Raw genomic sequence first — 14,386 nt, 5'->3', positions numbered from 1 at the left:
TGCAACAATTCTAGATACCCCTGGGGGTATATCGCAACTATGGATCTGCGGCGGTATTGTGCAGGCTGAGGGGGTCAGGCGGGCTGGTGGCCAAACTCCGCGCGGAGCTGGTCCATGTCCAGGTTCTTGACGGCCTGGATGACTTCCTCGAGGCCGGTGGCGTTGAGGGCTCCGGGCTGGGAGAAGACCAGGGTCTTGTCCTTGAAGGCCATGAGGGTGGGGATGGAGGTGATGTTCGCCGCCGCGGCCAGGGCCTGCTCGGCTTCGGTGTCCACCTTGGCGAACGTGATGTCCGGGTGGCGCTCGGCGGCGGCTCCGTACGTGGGGGCGAACATCCGGCACGGGCCGCACCAGGCTGCCCAGAAGTCAACGAAGACGAGGTTGTTGTCCTCCAGGGTCTGGGCGAAGGATTGCTGGGTGATGTCGATGGTTGCCATGGTCTGTCGAGTCCTTTCGGGCGAAGTTGGTTGGTTGCCCTGGGTTTGCTGTTTCGCCACGCGAGGCGGGGTTAGGTAGTGGGAAGTCCGGCGCGGGTCCAGGCGGTCATGCCGCCGGCCATGGTGTCGGCTTTGTAGCCGGCGCCGTTGAGGGCGTCGGCGACGGCGGCGCTGCGGTTTCCGCTGCGGCAGACGGCAATCACGGGGACGGCCGGGTCGAGCTCGCCCAGGCGGGCCTGCAGCTGGCCCATGGGGATGTGCAAGGCCCCGGGGATCATGCCTTCGGCGACTTCGAAGTCCTCGCGGACATCGAGGATGCGGGCGGCGTTGCGGCGCTGGTCGGCTTCGGTGATGGTGATTTCAGCCATGATGGTTCTCCTTCGAAGTGTGATGTGGCTGGTTCAGTGGCGCCCGTTTAGCGGACGGGTTCGCCGGCCTGGCGCCAGGCGGCCATGCCGCCGCGGACCGAGTAGGCGTCGTAGCCCTCGGCGGCCAGGAGCCGGGCGGCGGACGCGGACCGCACGCCGGAGGCGCAGATGGCGATCACGGGGCGGGTCTTTTGGATGCCGGCGGTGCCGGCCTGCAGCCGGTCCAGGGGAACATGCTTGGCTTGCGGTGCCCGGCCGGTCCGCCATTCCTGCGCTGACCTGACGTCGATGAACGTGGCGCCGGAACCCAGGAGGTCCTTGGCCTGTGCCACGGAGATTGTCTTGTAGGGCTTTCTGAAGGCCTTCTTGAGGGAATCGATCAATCCCATGGTGTTCTCCTTTGTGGATGGGTCAGGCGGTGACCGTGCCGGCGGTGACCCACGCCGCGACGGCGAAGATCAGCACCGCGAATGAGATGCGGATGTGCTTGTCCTTCAGGTGGCGCGCGAACCGCGCGGCAACCAGTGATCCCAGGATGGCCGGGGCGGCGAAGGCCAGGGTGGTGGCCCAGTCGATCGTGTAACCGGCGGCGTGGGCGCTGAATCCGGCTGCGGAGTTGACCACGATGATCGCCAACGAGGTTCCCACCGCCTGTTTCATCCGCAGGCCCAGGAGGATGGTCAGTGCGGGAGTGATGAGGAACCCGCCGCCCACGCCAAGCAGTCCGGTGAGGAACCCGACGAGCAAGCCAACACCCACGGCCTTGGGTGCGCAGGACCGGAAGGCCCGGTTGGGCCCCGTGCTGCAGGTTCCCTCGCTTTCGCGGGGTTTGCTCAGCATCCGGATGCCCGCGGCCACCATGATTCCGGCAAACGCCAGCATCAGGATGGCCGGATCCAGGACTTTGCCGACCGCGGCGCCGGCCCAGGCGGCCGGAATGCCGGCGGCCCCGACCAGTGCGATGACGGGCCAGTTCAGGCCCTCCCGGATGCGGGGGAGCAGGGCTGCCAGTGACGATATGCCCACCACCAGCAGCGACGTGGGGATGGCCTGGGCGGGGCTCAAACCCACCCCGTACACCAGTGCGGGAACGGCGATGATGGAGCCGCCGCCGCCCACCACGCCCAGGACGATTCCGACGACGAGCCCCAGACCCAGGGCAGGGATCATGCCGCGGCGTCCTCTTCAGTGCCATGGACGGGAAGCTGCAGGATGGCGCTTTCGCGGGTGGGCTCCGCGGCGGCCTTGTTCCAGGGCATCGCCGAGAGGGCCTTGCCCATGGCGCAGGTGTTGGTGGCGGCGGAGAAGGTCAGGCCGGTGCCGATGGCTCCGGCCAGCATCCGTATTTTGGGGGATACAAACTTGCCGCCGGCCAGTCCCAGCATCACCAGTGAACCTGCGGCCAGGCGGACTTGGCGCTCGAGGTCCCAGCGGTCTTTGCCCTTGACTACGTTGCCGCCGGCGGCGGCAAAGCCGGGGACACCGCCGGTGAGGACGTAGGCGGTGTCCAGGCCGACCGTGGTCATGCGCTGGCGGGCCTGCTCGGCGCGGACGCCGGACTGGCAGACCAGGACCACCCGTGAGCCCAGGCGTGCGGCGAGTTCATCGGTGTGCTCGGAAAGCAGCGGCAGCGGCACGTTGTAGGAGCCGCGGATGTGCATGGACTCGAATTCGGCCGCAGAGCGCACGTCAATCACCATGAGGTCCTGATGCTCTTTGATCCAGGACTGCAGGGTCTCGGGAGCGAGTGCGGTCACGGCGCCTGCTTTGGAAGGGGAAGTCATAAGTAGCCTCTCGGGAGGGTCAGGTGGATACCCCACCGAGTATTACAGATACCCCGGGGGGTAGTCAAAACACCCATGGGGGTATATAGTCGAGATCAAGCACCCCACCGATGGAGAACCCGTTATGGAACTGAACCCAACCGAACTCACGCCCGTGATCAACCGCCTCAAGCGCGCCCAGGGCCAGCTCGCCGCCGTCACCCGGATGCTCGAGGAAGGCCGGGACTGCAAGGACGTCGTCACCCAGCTGGCGGCCGTCTCCAAAGCCCTTGACCGCGCCGGCTTCGCCATCATCGCCACCGGCCTGGAGCAGTGCATCACCCAAAAAGACGAAACCATGGACCGGAAAGAGCTGGAGAAGCTCTTCCTCTCCCTCGCCTGACCCGTCCGCAGGACACTTTCCGGCAACTTCGAGGAGCATCATGACCTACACGCTGGCCACCACCGTCGCCCTTCCCTGGGCCGAAGCGCTGGAACGCACCCGCGCGGCCCTCGCGGCGCAGGGCTTCGGGATCCTGACGGAAATCAACATCCGCTCCACCTTCGAAGCCAAGCTCGGCACCGACGCCGCAGACGCCGTCGGGGACTACGTCATCCTTGGCGCCTGCAACCCATCCCTTGCCAGCCGCGCCCTCGCCGCCGAACCGCAAATGGGCGCCCTGCTGCCGTGCAACGTGGTGGTGCGGCGGAAGGCAGATGCCCAGGAGACCACCGTTGAGGCGATCGACCCGCAGGCCATGGTCCAGCTCAGCGACGCGCCTGCGGTCAAGGACGTGGCGGACGACGCCGGGACGCGGCTCCGGAAGGCCCTCGCCAGCTTGGACGGGGCAGCAGGATAGCCGCTCAGCTCAGGGGTGTGATTGGTCCGGAGCCGGCCGGGCTGCGCCGGATTCCAGGAGATCTGCACGGTGGCGGCGCTCCAGCTGGACCACGTCCCGCCCGAAGGAAAACGCCAGCAGCGCGAGGGCCGCGACCGGAATGGACACCGCGGCGGCCGCGGGGATGCCGGGAATCAGCGGCAGGAGCAGCGCGAACGGCTGAAACGCCCCGATGGCCTTCCGGGACTGGCGTGGGGGCAGCGACCCGCGGAGGCGGGGCCGGAAGCGTCCCGCGGCCACGAAAACGTAATACATCCCCCCAATCGCCAGCACCCACGGCCCCACCCGGGCAGCGACCGCAACGGACAACGCCAGGACCAGCCCGGCGTCGGTGGCCGCATCAAACCGCGCCCCCGCCATGGAGGACAGCCCGGTCCGCCGGGCCACCGCCCCGTCCACCCCGTCCAGCGCAAAGGCCAGCCCGCCCAGGACCGGAATCAGCAGGTCCGCCCGCGGCCCCGTAAACAGCTGGGGGACCGCCAATGCGGCGCAGAGGGCGGCGAGGACGGCGCGCAGCAGCGTCACGCGGTCGGCCGGGGTGGAGAACCTGGGGGCCCGCCGCAGCACGGAAGCGGCCGCCGCGCCCGTGACCATCGCGCCCGCACCCAGGCCTGCCAGCTGCAGGGGAATCCCGGGGGCTGACAAGGAGGACAGCCACAGCGCCAACAAACCGTAGGAGGCCAGGGCGGCCAGGGCGTCGGGGACGGCACGTCCGGCCGCACCGCGAGGCCCTGCCGCCTCCGCCCGCACGCTGACGACGGCGGCTGACCCGGGCCACCGGCGTGCCGCGGAATCCGGACGGGGAATCACGTGCCGGGACGCGTCGCGCGGCGCTTCACGACGGCGGAGCGCCGCTTCCCGGACGCCCGCGCCAGTCCCACGGCGGCCAGGAGGGCGCCCGCTCCCTCGGCGACGGCGCTGAGGGTCTTCGAGAAGAACCAGACGGGATCGTACATGGCGGGAATCGGTCCGATAGCCGGGATATCAACGTACCTGTACAGCATCACGGCCGCGAAGGCGCTCAGTGCCACCAGCAGGGCCACGGCATAGGCCGCCCGGCTGCCGCGGAGCAGGACAAAGATTCCGGCCACAAGCGCCACCGCGGCCTCCAAGAGGAACAGGGTGCCCTGGCTGACGGTGCCCGGCTGGGCGTTCTGGTAGCCCGGGGCCAGGAACAGGTGTACGCCGGCGTCAATGAACAACGCAAGGGCGGTCAATAGTCTTAGTGCCACGCTTATGTATACGCCCGAAGTTCCCTTCCGGTTCACCCGGCCCCCTTATAAATGCGGGTCCGATGCGGAATATTTAGGACCATCCGCAACCTTGCGCCCATAGCGGGCAGCAAAGCCTGCGGCCCTACGAGCAAGGAGAATGACCATGACCCTTCCCCAGCAACTCACCCCTGGAACCTGGACCCTGGACATGTCGCACAGCGAGATCGGCTTCAGCGTCCGGCATGCCGGGATCAGCAAGGTCAGGGGCCGCTTCACCGATGCCCAGGCCGAAGCCCGGGTGGGGGAGTCCCTGGCCGAATCCACCGTGCATGCCACCGTGGCCACGGCAAGCTTCGACTCCGGGGATGCCAACCGTGACGCGCACGTCCGGGGTGAGGACTTTTTCGACGTCGAGAAGTTTCCCGAGATGACGTTCCGCGGCACCGCCATTGAGGGTGACGGCGAGGAATACACCCTGACGGGCGACCTGACCATCAAGGGTGTCACCAAGCCCGTGGAGCTCGAGGTGGAGTTCACAGGTGTTGCCGTGGATCCTTTCGGCGCCACGCGGGCAGGCTTCTCCGCCGAAGCCGAGATCAGCCGCAAGGAATTTGGCCTGACGTGGAACGCCGCCTTGGAAGCCGGCGGCCTGCTGGTCAGCGACAAGGTGAAGATCAACCTTGAAGCCGCGCTCGTGAAGCAGGGCTGATACAGGGATCTACCCGACGACCCGGGGGCGGGCACTGCGCATGTGGCGGAGTGCCCGCCCCGGCCGTTTGTGGCGTCGTCAGGAGCTGGCTATGTCAGGCGTCGGACTCCGCGCTCCGGAGCCGCCGCCGCACCAGCACCGCCCCGCCGGCCAAGCCGATGACCAGGACGGCGGCAGCCCCGCCGGCAATCAACACTCCTGCCTGGGGCCCGCCGGAACCGGCAGCAGCAGCTGGGGCCGGCGCCGCACTGGAGTTTCCGGCGCCGGCCGTGAACGTGAAGGTTCCTTCGATGGGGTGCCCATCGGAGGAAGCCACCCGCCAGATCACCGTGTATTTGCCCGCCGGTGCACCGGCCTTCACGGCCTGGGTGACATGGTTGTCGACAATCGTGACGGCGCCGTCGGCCTGGTCCGTGCCGGTCTCATCCTGCACCTGGATCACCGAGCCGATGCCCATCGGCGTGCGGTCGAAGGTCAGTCCGATCTGGCCGGGGACTGCCGGAACAGACGATCCATTCGCAGGATCGCTGGATTCGAGCACATCGTGCGCCTGCGCGGGCGCGGCCAGGACAACCGAACATGCCGCCACGGCCAGGACCAGCAGGCAGCGCCGGAACCAGCGGGGCAGATTCGCAAACATCCGGGCCCCTGCTACTTGGCTGCCGGGCGGGACCGGCGGCCGGCCAGCACCAGTGCCAGGGCGGCGGCGCCCAGGACAAACCCTGCAGCGCCGAGGACAACGCCCCAGATTGAGGTCGCATCGGAGGTGCGCTCGATGGCCTCCGGGGCTTCGGGAGCAGTCGAGGCGGCAGCCGAGGCCGGGGTGGTGTGCGCCGCGGCGCCGTCCTCGGCTGTGGTGGTGAATGAGGGGGCCGGGTGCTTGGGCTCGGGCTGCCCGTCGGCACTGCGCTCGTTCCAGTTCACCACCGTCCCGTCGCTGTAACCCTGGGCGGCCTCCAGCACCACCGTGGTCCCCTCGGCCGGGAGGCGGCCTACCGAGAGGGAAAACGCCTGGTACTGGTTCTGCCCCAACTGGTGGGCTTCGTCCGCGGTCCAGACCACGGAAGTAGGTGCCTTGGTGACCGTGGCGCCGGCCACCGTCACCGGCGTGGGCAGGTCACCGGTGATGACCTGCGCGGTCCAGCCCTCCACCGGTTTGACCGAGACGGAGGTGAAGGGTGTGTCGGTGGGCAGCTTGACCTCAAGCTTGTTCGTCTTGGCGGTGGGGGACTCGTTGGGGACGTTGAAGGTCAGGCGCGAGTAGCCGTTGGCGCCGGTGTCGCCCGGATCCACGGAGACATGGGCTGACGCGGCGGCGGCGCCGGCGGCGAGCATTCCGGCTGCTGCGGTGATGGCGGCGAAGGCTCTGGCGGTGCGGCGGATTGAGGTATTCATGATGTCGCTTTCACAAGGTATGGGTGCGCCGGGGGCGGCCTGCGGCTGCGGCCGGGCGCGAGGACATGGCTGACCGGGGCGCGCGCAATGGCAGCGGTCCAAGGGCATCGCCTTGGGCCCGGGCAGCATGGTGGGGGCAGGTGCCGCTCAGGAGGCGGCAGCGCGCGGCGGACCGCGCAGTGCGGGAAGCCGGAGGACCTCGGCGCGCAGCACCACAACAACGCGGCGCGGAGCCGGAAGCTGCGGCCAGTCGGGAAGGAACGCCGCCGTCAGGATACGGATCAGCGGCCGCAGCCAGGCCGCGAGGGCCCAGACGGCCGCTTCGCCGCGGGCCAGCACCAGGGCGGTGGACACGGTGGCCGCGGCGTGGAGGACCAGCATCAGCGGGTCCGAAGCGTGGAGGTGTTCCGGGGCCGCTGCCACTGCTGCCGCGGCGAGCGGTTCGCCCGGGTGGATGTGGCCTCCCGGAGCCGGTGTGAAGCCGGACGAAGCCGACAGGGTGCTGAAGGCCTCGTGGAGGAGCAGTTGGCCGCCGATGAGCAGGCCGGCCATCACTGGGGAGTTGACCCGGATCCTGGCGAGCACCATGACGGGCAGCAGCACCAGGGCAAAGAGCCCGGCGACGATGGCCGGGTGCGGCATCACGCCACGGGCCACCACGTGGGCTCCGGCAGCGAGGGCGAACATTGCCGCCGTGAACGCGAAGGCGCGGGGGAAGCGGAACGGCGCGCTCATGCCAATCGCCACCCCTTCTTCCACTGATTACCCGGTACCACTTTAGGGAAAGCAGCACCCCGGCGCGTAATCGGCGCCCCGTGCTGCCGGGGTCGTGACGGCGCGCAGCCCTACAACGGGTCGGGCCGGACCGTGACGTTGCCCAGCGAACGGATCAACGCGACGGCGGTAATGGACCCTGCCGCCATGATGGACGCCAGCACCACCACCTGGAACCGGCCGGCTTCCAGGGGCGAAGCGCCGCCAAAGATGGCGCCCACGAATGCGCCGGGAAGCGTGACCAGTCCGGTGGTCTTGGTTTGGTCCGTGGCGGGGATCAGCGCCGAATGCACCGCCTGCCGGGCCTGGCTGAGGGTGGCCTGCCGGGGAGTCGCGCCCAGCGCCAGCCAGCCCTCCACCTGGTCCCACTGCTCCAGGACGGCCTCGACGAAGCGGCGGCCGGCCAGCGTGGCAATGGTCATGGAGTTGCCGATCACAATCCCGCCCACGGCCAGGGCGTAGCGCGGCGAAAATTCGATGGCCCCGGTGCCGAAGACGATTGCGACCGTCACCAGGATGCCGGCCGCCATGGTTGCGGCCACCACGGCGAACCGCCGCCAGGACCAGGTGAGCCGCCGCGTAGCCGTCACTGACGCCACGGAGAACATGACCAGCAGGGCCAGGCCGACCCAGACCGGGCTGGTGATCACCCCTCCCAGGACAAGGCTGATGATTGCAAGCTGCAGCACGCCGCGGACGATGGCCAGGGCGGGGGAGAGGTACGACGGCGTGCGCGAGCCCCAGAGGATGCCCACCGTGAGTGCCGCCAGGATGGCGATGGCCGCGAGGGTGGGGGCCAGTGCGGCAAGGTCGGGCATCTGCCCAGCTTACTGACCTGCGAACCTTCCGCTGGAAGCCCGGCAGCTGCCCGCAACACGACCGTGTGGCTGCTCCGCCGGGTGGAATAGCCTGTACCTGCGGGCGGCCGGCAGCCCGGGGAGTTGGTCCGGGTGGCCGGAGGGGATAAGACTGTGAACATGGCACGGGGAACGCTTCGCATCTTCCTGGGCGCGGCAACGGGAGCCGGCACAACATACTCCATGCTGCGCGAGGCGCACCGCCTTGCGGCGTGCGGCCGGGACGTGGCCGTCGGCATCGCCGCCGACCACGGCAGGACCGATACCGCGCTCCTCCTTGACGGGCTCGACGCCGTTGCCCCGCGCCCGGTGCCCGGCGCCGGCGGAGCAGCGGCCTCCGAGCTGGACGTGCCGGCAGTACTGGCCCGGCACCCGGAGGTGGCCGTCGTCGACGACTATGCGCACGTCAACGCCCCGGGAAGCCGGAACGGGCGCCGCTGGCAGGACATCGAAGAACTCCTGGCGGCCGGGACGGACGTGCTGACCACCCTTACCGTCCAGCACGTGGCATCGCTGCGGGACGCCGTCGCAGCCATCACGGACCAGTCAAGCGGTGAAACCGTGCCGGACGCCGTGGTGCGGCGGGCAGAGCACATTGAGCTGGTGGACATTCCGCCCGAGCTGCTGCGCCAGCGCGTCGCCGACGGAAAGGTATTCCCCAAGGACGCCATAGATGCGGCCCTGGCCAACGAATTTCGCCTGGGCAACCTGATCGCCTTGCGCGAAATCGCCCTGATCTGGCTGGCCGACCGCGTGGACGAAGGATTGGCGACCTACCGGAAAAGCCAGGGCATCACCGCCACCTGGCCCGCACGCGAACGGGTGGTGGTTGGCCTGGACGGCGGCCCGGACGGGGAACTGCTCATCCGGCGGGCGTCCCGGATCCTGTCCAGGGTCCACGGCGGCGACCTGCTGGCCGTGCACGTGCGGCGGGGAGACGGCGGCACCGCCGAGTCCGGCCACGCACTGGACGCCCAGCAGCGCCTGGTCACGGACCTCGGCGGAACCTGGCACACGGTCTCGGGGGAGGACGCCGCCCAATCGCTCCTGGAGTTCGCCCGCAGCGTCAACGCCACGCAGATCGTCATCGGCGCCTCGACCGGAGGGCTGTGGAGCCGGCTGCTCGGTTCCGGAGCCGGCGCCAAAGTGGTGCGGGACTCCGGCGACATCGACGTCCACATCGTGTCCCGGCCGCAGGGCGGCGCCGGCCTGCCCAGGCCCGCCACCGCAGCACTGGGCCGGACGCGCACCACAGTCGGGTTTGTCCTCGCCGTCGTCCTTCCGGTCATCCTGACCGCTGCCCTGGCCGCCAGCCCGGACCTCAACCTCGCCACCCACGCGCTGGTGCACCTGACCGGCGTCATGGCCGTGGCCTTCATTGGCGGGTTGTGGCCGGCGGTGCTCGCGGCGGTCCTGGATTCGCTGCTGCTGAACTTCTTCGAGACAGAACCGGTGGGAACGTTCACCATCAAGGACCCGCAAAACGTGTTCGCGCTGGGGGTGTTCCTGGCGGCGGCGGTGGCGGTCTCCCTGGTGGTTGGCCTGTCCGCCCGGCGGGCCCGGGAAGCTGCCCGGGCACGCGCCGAGGCAGCCACCCTGGCGGACCTGGCCCGCGACGCGTTGCTTGCCGATGACACCGTAGCCGCGTTCATGGCCAAGGTCCGGGAAACCTTCCAGGTCCGCTCCGCAGGGTTGTTCACCGTTGCCGGTGACGGCAGCGGTGCGTGGGAACTCCAGGCCTTCTCGGGTGCCGCGCCGCCGCCCGCCCCGGACGCCGCGGCCTTGACGGACAGCGTGGAACTGGCCGACGACCGGACGGCGCTGGTCCTCTCCGGGCGGACCCTGACCGCCGGCGACCGGCTCCTCCTCGCAGCCCACGGCGCCCACCTCCTGCTGCTGCGCCAGCGCCAGGCCCTGCAGCGAAGGCTGCAAAGCACCACCAAACTGGCGGAGGGCAACAGCGTCCGCACGTCCATCCTGCGGGCCGTCAGCCATGACCTGCGCACCCCGCTGGCCGGGATCAAGCTCGCCGTCACCGCCCTGCGCCGCCAAAGCCGCAGGCTGCCGGAGGAGGTGCAGGCCGAGATGCTCGCCACGATCGAGTCCTACACCGAGCGCCTGGACGCCCTGATCTCGAACCTCCTGGACATGTCCCGCATCTCCAGCGGCTCGGCGGCCCCGCTGACAGCGCCGGTCTCCTGGCGGGACGCGATCGAGGACGCGCTGCGCGGACTCCCGGCAGGCCGGATCCGGGTTGACCTTGCGCCTTCCATGCCGGCCGTGGACGCCGACCTGGGCATGCTGGAACGGGTCATCGCCAACATCGTGGAGAACGCGCTCAAATACGCGCCGGAGTCGGACGTGGTGATCGTGGGTGTGTCGGCCGGGACGCTGAGGACCGACGACGACGGCGGCGGGTTCGGCGAGTTGCGCATCGTCGATCACGGGGAGGGTGTGCCCGCTGCCGCGGCTGCCGCGATGTTCCAGCCGTTCCAGCGGCTTGATGACGCCCCGGAAGGGCTCGGCATCGGGCTTGGCCTGGCCGTCGCCAAGGGCTTCACGGAGGCCATGGGCGGAAGGCTGGTGGCCGAACCGACCCCCGGCGGCGGACTGACCATGATCATCAGGCTGCCGCTCTCCGCGGGGGCCGCCACCCCGGACCGCCGTCCCGCCGGGAGCACGCCATGAGGACCATCCTGATCGTCGATGACGAACCCCAGCTCCTGCGCGCCCTCCAGGTGAACCTGGAAGCGGAAGGCTACCGCGTGCTGACGGCGCTGGACGGTACGTCCGCCCTGCACCATGCGGAGGGCGGCCATCCGGATGTGATGGTGCTGGATCTCGGGTTGCCGGACATCAACGGCGTGGACGTCATCACCAGGGTCCGCCGGACCAGCAGCATGCCCATCATCGTGCTGTCCGCCCGGCACGGCTCCGTGGACAAGGTCCGGGCCCTGGACGCCGGCGCCGACGACTATGTGACCAAGCCGTTCGGCCTGGACGAACTCCTGGCGCGGCTGCGCGTGGCGGGGCGCCGGAGCGGGAACCCGGAAACGGTGGACAGCGGCCCGGCGATTGACGTGGGCGATTTCGAAGTGGACCTGGCCAACCGGAAAGTCACCCGTGCGGGAGACCCGGTCCGGCTCACGCCCCGCGAATGGGCCATCCTGGAACTGCTGGCCCGGAACCCCGGCCGGCTGATCACGCAGCAGCAGATGCTCCGGAAAGTCTGGGGCCCCGGCTACGAGAACGAAACCCACTACCTGCGCGTCTACATGGGCCAGCTGCGCCGCAAACTTGAGGCCGACCCCGCCCGGCCCCGGCACCTGCTCACCGAGGCCGGCATGGGCTACCGCTTCGAACCGTGACCCGCCCCGCGAAGGCCCCCGACGGCGTCGTACATCACGCGTAAAGGAATCATTAAGAAAACCCGCTTTCCCCCGCCAGCCAATTTTGCCGGTGCTAGCTTCGCAGTGATCGCGGTGCACAGGGCAGCGCGGAAAGGCAGTCATGACCACGTTAAGCAGGCCCCCGGCGGATCCTTCCGCGCTCCACCCGCATGGCAGGACGGCGCTCAAGGACTGGCTGCTGTTTGGCCTGCAGGACAGCAAGGGCACGCACCAGGGCCCCGGCGGCGTTCCGACGCAGCATGAACGCAAGCACACGTGGTGGCAGGTCATGTGCCTGACCGGCGTGGACTACTTCTCCACCCTGGGGTACCAGCCGGCCATCGCCGCGCTGGCTGCCGGGGTCATCTCCCCGCTGGCCACCCTGGTGCTGGTGGCGGTGACCCTGCTGGGCGCGCTGCCGGTCTACCGCAGGGTTGCCGGTGAAAGCCCGCGCGGTGAAGGCTCCATCGCCATGCTTGAGCGGCTGCTGCCGCGCTGGGGCGGCAAGCTCCTGGTGCTGGTCCTGCTCGGGTTCGCCGCCACCGACTTCATGATCACCATGACCCTCTCGGCAGCCGACGCCACCGCGCACCTGGTCGGCAACCCGGTAGCTCCGGGGTGGCTGCAAAACCAGAACGTCCCCGTCACGCTCTTCCTGCTCGCGCTGCTGGCGGCGGTGTTCCTGCGCGGATTCAAGGAAGCAATCGGCGTCGCGGTGGTCCTGGTGGTCCTCTACCTGGGCCTGAACGCCGTGGTGGTGGTTGTCACCCTGGGACAGGTGATTTCCCATCCTGCGGCCATGGGGGATTGGTGGACCAACCTGTGGGTCTCCCACGGGAACCCCGTGATGGCGGTGGCCATCGCGCTGCTGGTGTTCCCCAAGCTGGCGCTGGGCCTGTCCGGCTTCGAGACGGGCGTTGCGGTGATGCCGCAGGTCCGGGGCGCGGCGGACGATACCGAAGAGAACCCGGCCGGCCGTATCCGCGGCGCCCGGCGCATGCTCACCACCGCCGCCGTGATCATGAGCGTGTTCCTGCTGACCACCAGCTTCATTACCGTGGTCCTGATCCCGGAGCAGGAATTCCAGCCCGGCGGCCAGGCTAACGGGCGCGCGCTGGCGTTCCTCGCACATGAATACCTTGGCGTCGGATTCGGCAGCGTCTACGACATCAGCACCATCGGCATCCTCTGGTTCGCCGGCGCCTCGGCCATGGCCGGCCTGCTGAACCTGGTTCCCCGGTACCTGCCGCGCTACGGCATGGCCCCCGGATGGGCCAAGGCGGTGCGCCCCCTGGTGCTCGTCTTTACCGTGATCGGCTTCGTGATCACCTTTATCTTCAACGCCGATGTCGACGCCCAGGGCGGCGCCTACGCCACCGGCGTCCTGGTGCTGATGACCTCCGCAGCCGTGGCCGTGACGTTGTCGGCGCGCCGCCGCGGGCAGCGGAACCTAACCGTCGGCTTCGGCGCGATTTCGGTGGTGTTTGCGTACACCACGGTGGCCAACATCTTCGAACGTCCCGAAGGCATCCGGATCGCGGCCATCTTCATTATCGGCATCATCGTGATCTCCCTGCTGTCCAGGGTGCGGCGTTCCTTTGAGCTGCACGCCACCCGGGTGCACCTGGACCAGCAGGCCCTGGAGTTCATGTCCAGCACCCTGGACGGGCCCATCGCGATCATTGCCCATGAGCCGCTCCGGCTGTCAGCGGAGGCGTACCGGGACAAGCTGGAATCTGCGATCGAGGTCAGCCACCTGCCGCTGGCGGGGGACGCCCTGTTCCTCGAAGTCATTGTGGACGACTCCTCCGACTTCGAAACGGAGCTCCACGTCCGCGGCGTGAACCGCCACGGCTACCACGTCCTGGAAGTCCACGGGCCGGTGGTGCCCAACACCATCGCCTCCGTGCTCCTGCACATCAGGGACGTGACCGGGCTGATGCCGCACATCTACTTCCGCTGGACCGAGGGAAACCCGATCACCAATCTGGTGCGGTTCCTGTTCCTGGGCGAGGGCGAGATCGCGCCGGTGACCCGTGAGGTCCTGCGCGAGGCCGTCCCCGATGTCACCCAGCGCCCATGGGTCCACGTGGGCTGACCGGCGGGTCCGACGGTGTCCCGTCCGTGCGCTTCGGCGCGGGACCGGGGCGCTCCGGTGCAGCGTGCCCCGGTGCCGCCACGTGCGCCACCGTGGCCGCCACCCGGGCGGCGTCCGCCAGGGTCAGCGGGACGTGCGCGCGGAAGGCGGCCTCGGCGTCGTCCTCCCAGACGCCCGCTGCCAGCACCACCACGTGCACCATGTCGCCGTAGGAGTCGTTGCAGGCCAGGATGTCGCCGGGAACTTTGCGGGCGTGCAGGCCCGACGGTGGCCACGGCTGGAAGATGACCCACCATTGCTCGCCGTCCTGGTCGGGGAAGAGGTAGCCGCTGGCCGGCTGCAGGGCACGCCCGTTCAGGGGCCGGCCACCGTAGCCCTCCACGGCCTCGGCTGCGGCGGCGAACTTGACCCTGCCACGGTCCTCCGGCACCTCGTCCCACCGCATCTGCGCTCCCTGCCTCCCACCTGCTGCCTATGCCTCCA

Annotated in this window: 18 protein-coding genes; 6 read left to right on the top strand and 12 right to left on the bottom strand. The window is 69.3% G+C overall.

All coding sequences use genetic code 11. The features are described from left to right. Positions 1-74: 74 nt before the first annotated feature. The 5 genes from trxA to DFO47_RS02255 form a co-directional block, all read right to left on the bottom strand. Positions 75-437, bottom strand: coding sequence for a thioredoxin (gene trxA / locus DFO47_RS02275; RefSeq protein WP_133830530.1), 363 nt, complete (start codon positions 435-437; stop codon positions 75-77). Positions 438-508: 71 nt separating this feature from the next. Continuing rightward, positions 509-805 (bottom strand): rhodanese-like domain-containing protein, encoded by a 297-nt coding sequence (locus DFO47_RS02270; protein ID WP_133830529.1) that lies wholly within the window; start codon positions 803-805, stop codon positions 509-511. Between the two features lie 47 nt (positions 806-852). Continuing rightward, positions 853-1,194, bottom strand: coding sequence for a rhodanese-like domain-containing protein (locus tag DFO47_RS02265; protein WP_133830528.1), 342 nt, complete (start codon positions 1,192-1,194; stop codon positions 853-855). 22 nt (positions 1,195-1,216) lie between these two features. Next, on the bottom strand, positions 1,217-1,975 hold the full coding sequence (locus tag DFO47_RS02260) for a sulfite exporter TauE/SafE family protein (protein ID WP_133830527.1): 759 nt from the start codon (positions 1,973-1,975) through the stop codon (positions 1,217-1,219). Next, a complete protein-coding gene (locus DFO47_RS02255) occupies positions 1,972-2,589 on the bottom strand; it encodes a rhodanese-like domain-containing protein (protein WP_133830526.1) in 618 nt (205 codons plus the stop codon). The genes DFO47_RS02260 and DFO47_RS02255 overlap by 4 nt, the downstream gene beginning before the upstream one ends. A 124-nt stretch (positions 2,590-2,713) precedes the next feature. Between DFO47_RS02255 and DFO47_RS02250 the strand changes: the two genes are divergently transcribed. Both DFO47_RS02250 and DFO47_RS02245 read left to right on the top strand, forming a co-directional pair. Continuing rightward, positions 2,714-2,971, top strand: coding sequence for a metal-sensitive transcriptional regulator (locus tag DFO47_RS02250; protein WP_109045264.1), 258 nt, complete (start codon positions 2,714-2,716; stop codon positions 2,969-2,971). A gap of 40 nt (positions 2,972-3,011) precedes the next feature. Then, positions 3,012-3,428 carry a DUF302 domain-containing protein gene (locus DFO47_RS02245; protein ID WP_133830525.1) on the top strand — a complete coding sequence of 139 codons (417 nt, stop codon included), beginning with the start codon at positions 3,012-3,014 and terminating at the stop codon, positions 3,426-3,428. A 9-nt stretch (positions 3,429-3,437) separates the two neighbouring features. Here DFO47_RS02245 and DFO47_RS02240 read toward each other — a convergent pair whose 3' ends face one another. After that, positions 3,438-4,277, bottom strand: a complete 840-nt coding sequence (locus DFO47_RS02240) for a CDP-alcohol phosphatidyltransferase family protein (protein ID WP_133830524.1) — start codon at positions 4,275-4,277, stop codon at positions 3,438-3,440. Then, complete coding sequence (locus DFO47_RS02235; RefSeq protein WP_231369862.1) at positions 4,274-4,699, bottom strand: hypothetical protein; 426 nt, start codon at positions 4,697-4,699, stop codon at positions 4,274-4,276. Before DFO47_RS02235 ends, DFO47_RS02240 begins: the two co-directional genes overlap by 4 nt. A 145-nt stretch (positions 4,700-4,844) precedes the next feature. Between DFO47_RS02235 and DFO47_RS02230 the strand changes: the two genes are divergently transcribed. Then, positions 4,845-5,390, top strand: a complete 546-nt coding sequence (locus DFO47_RS02230; RefSeq protein WP_026264567.1) for a YceI family protein — start codon at positions 4,845-4,847, stop codon at positions 5,388-5,390. Between the two features lie 94 nt (positions 5,391-5,484). Here the strand turns inward: DFO47_RS02230 and DFO47_RS02225 are convergent, their stop codons facing one another. From DFO47_RS02225 to DFO47_RS02210, 4 genes are all read right to left on the bottom strand, one after another. Then, on the bottom strand, positions 5,485-6,030 hold the full coding sequence (locus tag DFO47_RS02225) for a copper resistance CopC family protein (protein WP_133830523.1): 546 nt from the start codon (positions 6,028-6,030) through the stop codon (positions 5,485-5,487). 11 nt (positions 6,031-6,041) lie between these two features. After that, positions 6,042-6,785 carry a YcnI family protein gene (locus tag DFO47_RS02220; protein ID WP_133830522.1) on the bottom strand — a complete coding sequence of 248 codons (744 nt, stop codon included), beginning with the start codon at positions 6,783-6,785 and terminating at the stop codon, positions 6,042-6,044. A gap of 147 nt (positions 6,786-6,932) precedes the next feature. Further along, entirely contained in the window at positions 6,933-7,520 is a 588-nt protein-coding gene (locus tag DFO47_RS02215; protein ID WP_133830521.1) for a hypothetical protein, read from the bottom strand. Positions 7,521-7,630: 110 nt separating this feature from the next. Continuing rightward, positions 7,631-8,377 (bottom strand): ABC transporter permease, encoded by a 747-nt coding sequence (locus tag DFO47_RS02210; RefSeq protein WP_109045272.1) that lies wholly within the window; start codon positions 8,375-8,377, stop codon positions 7,631-7,633. Positions 8,378-8,536: 159 nt separating this feature from the next. Here DFO47_RS02210 and DFO47_RS02205 point away from each other — a divergent pair, with 159 nt between their 5' ends. From DFO47_RS02205 to DFO47_RS02195, 3 genes are all read left to right on the top strand, one after another. After that, positions 8,537-11,104, top strand: a complete 2,568-nt coding sequence (locus tag DFO47_RS02205) for a DUF4118 domain-containing protein (protein WP_133830520.1) — start codon at positions 8,537-8,539, stop codon at positions 11,102-11,104. Further along, positions 11,101-11,784, top strand: coding sequence for a response regulator (locus DFO47_RS02200; RefSeq protein ID WP_109045273.1), 684 nt, complete (start codon positions 11,101-11,103; stop codon positions 11,782-11,784). Before DFO47_RS02205 ends, DFO47_RS02200 begins: the two co-directional genes overlap by 4 nt. 142 nt (positions 11,785-11,926) lie before the next feature. After that, on the top strand, positions 11,927-13,903 hold the full coding sequence (locus tag DFO47_RS02195) for an amino acid transporter (protein ID WP_133830519.1): 1,977 nt from the start codon (positions 11,927-11,929) through the stop codon (positions 13,901-13,903). Here the strand turns inward: DFO47_RS02195 and DFO47_RS02190 are convergent. Then, a complete protein-coding gene (locus tag DFO47_RS02190; protein WP_133830518.1) occupies positions 13,872-14,348 on the bottom strand; it encodes a hypothetical protein in 477 nt (158 codons plus the stop codon). The two genes, DFO47_RS02195 and DFO47_RS02190, sit on opposite strands and share 32 nt — an antisense overlap. Positions 14,349-14,386: the final 38 nt, after the last annotated feature.

The sequence above is a fragment of the Arthrobacter sp. AG258 genome, from assembly GCF_004364695.1.
Lineage (GTDB): Bacteria > Actinomycetota > Actinomycetes > Actinomycetales > Micrococcaceae > Arthrobacter.
This window is presented reverse-complemented; position numbering and strand designations above follow the sequence as displayed.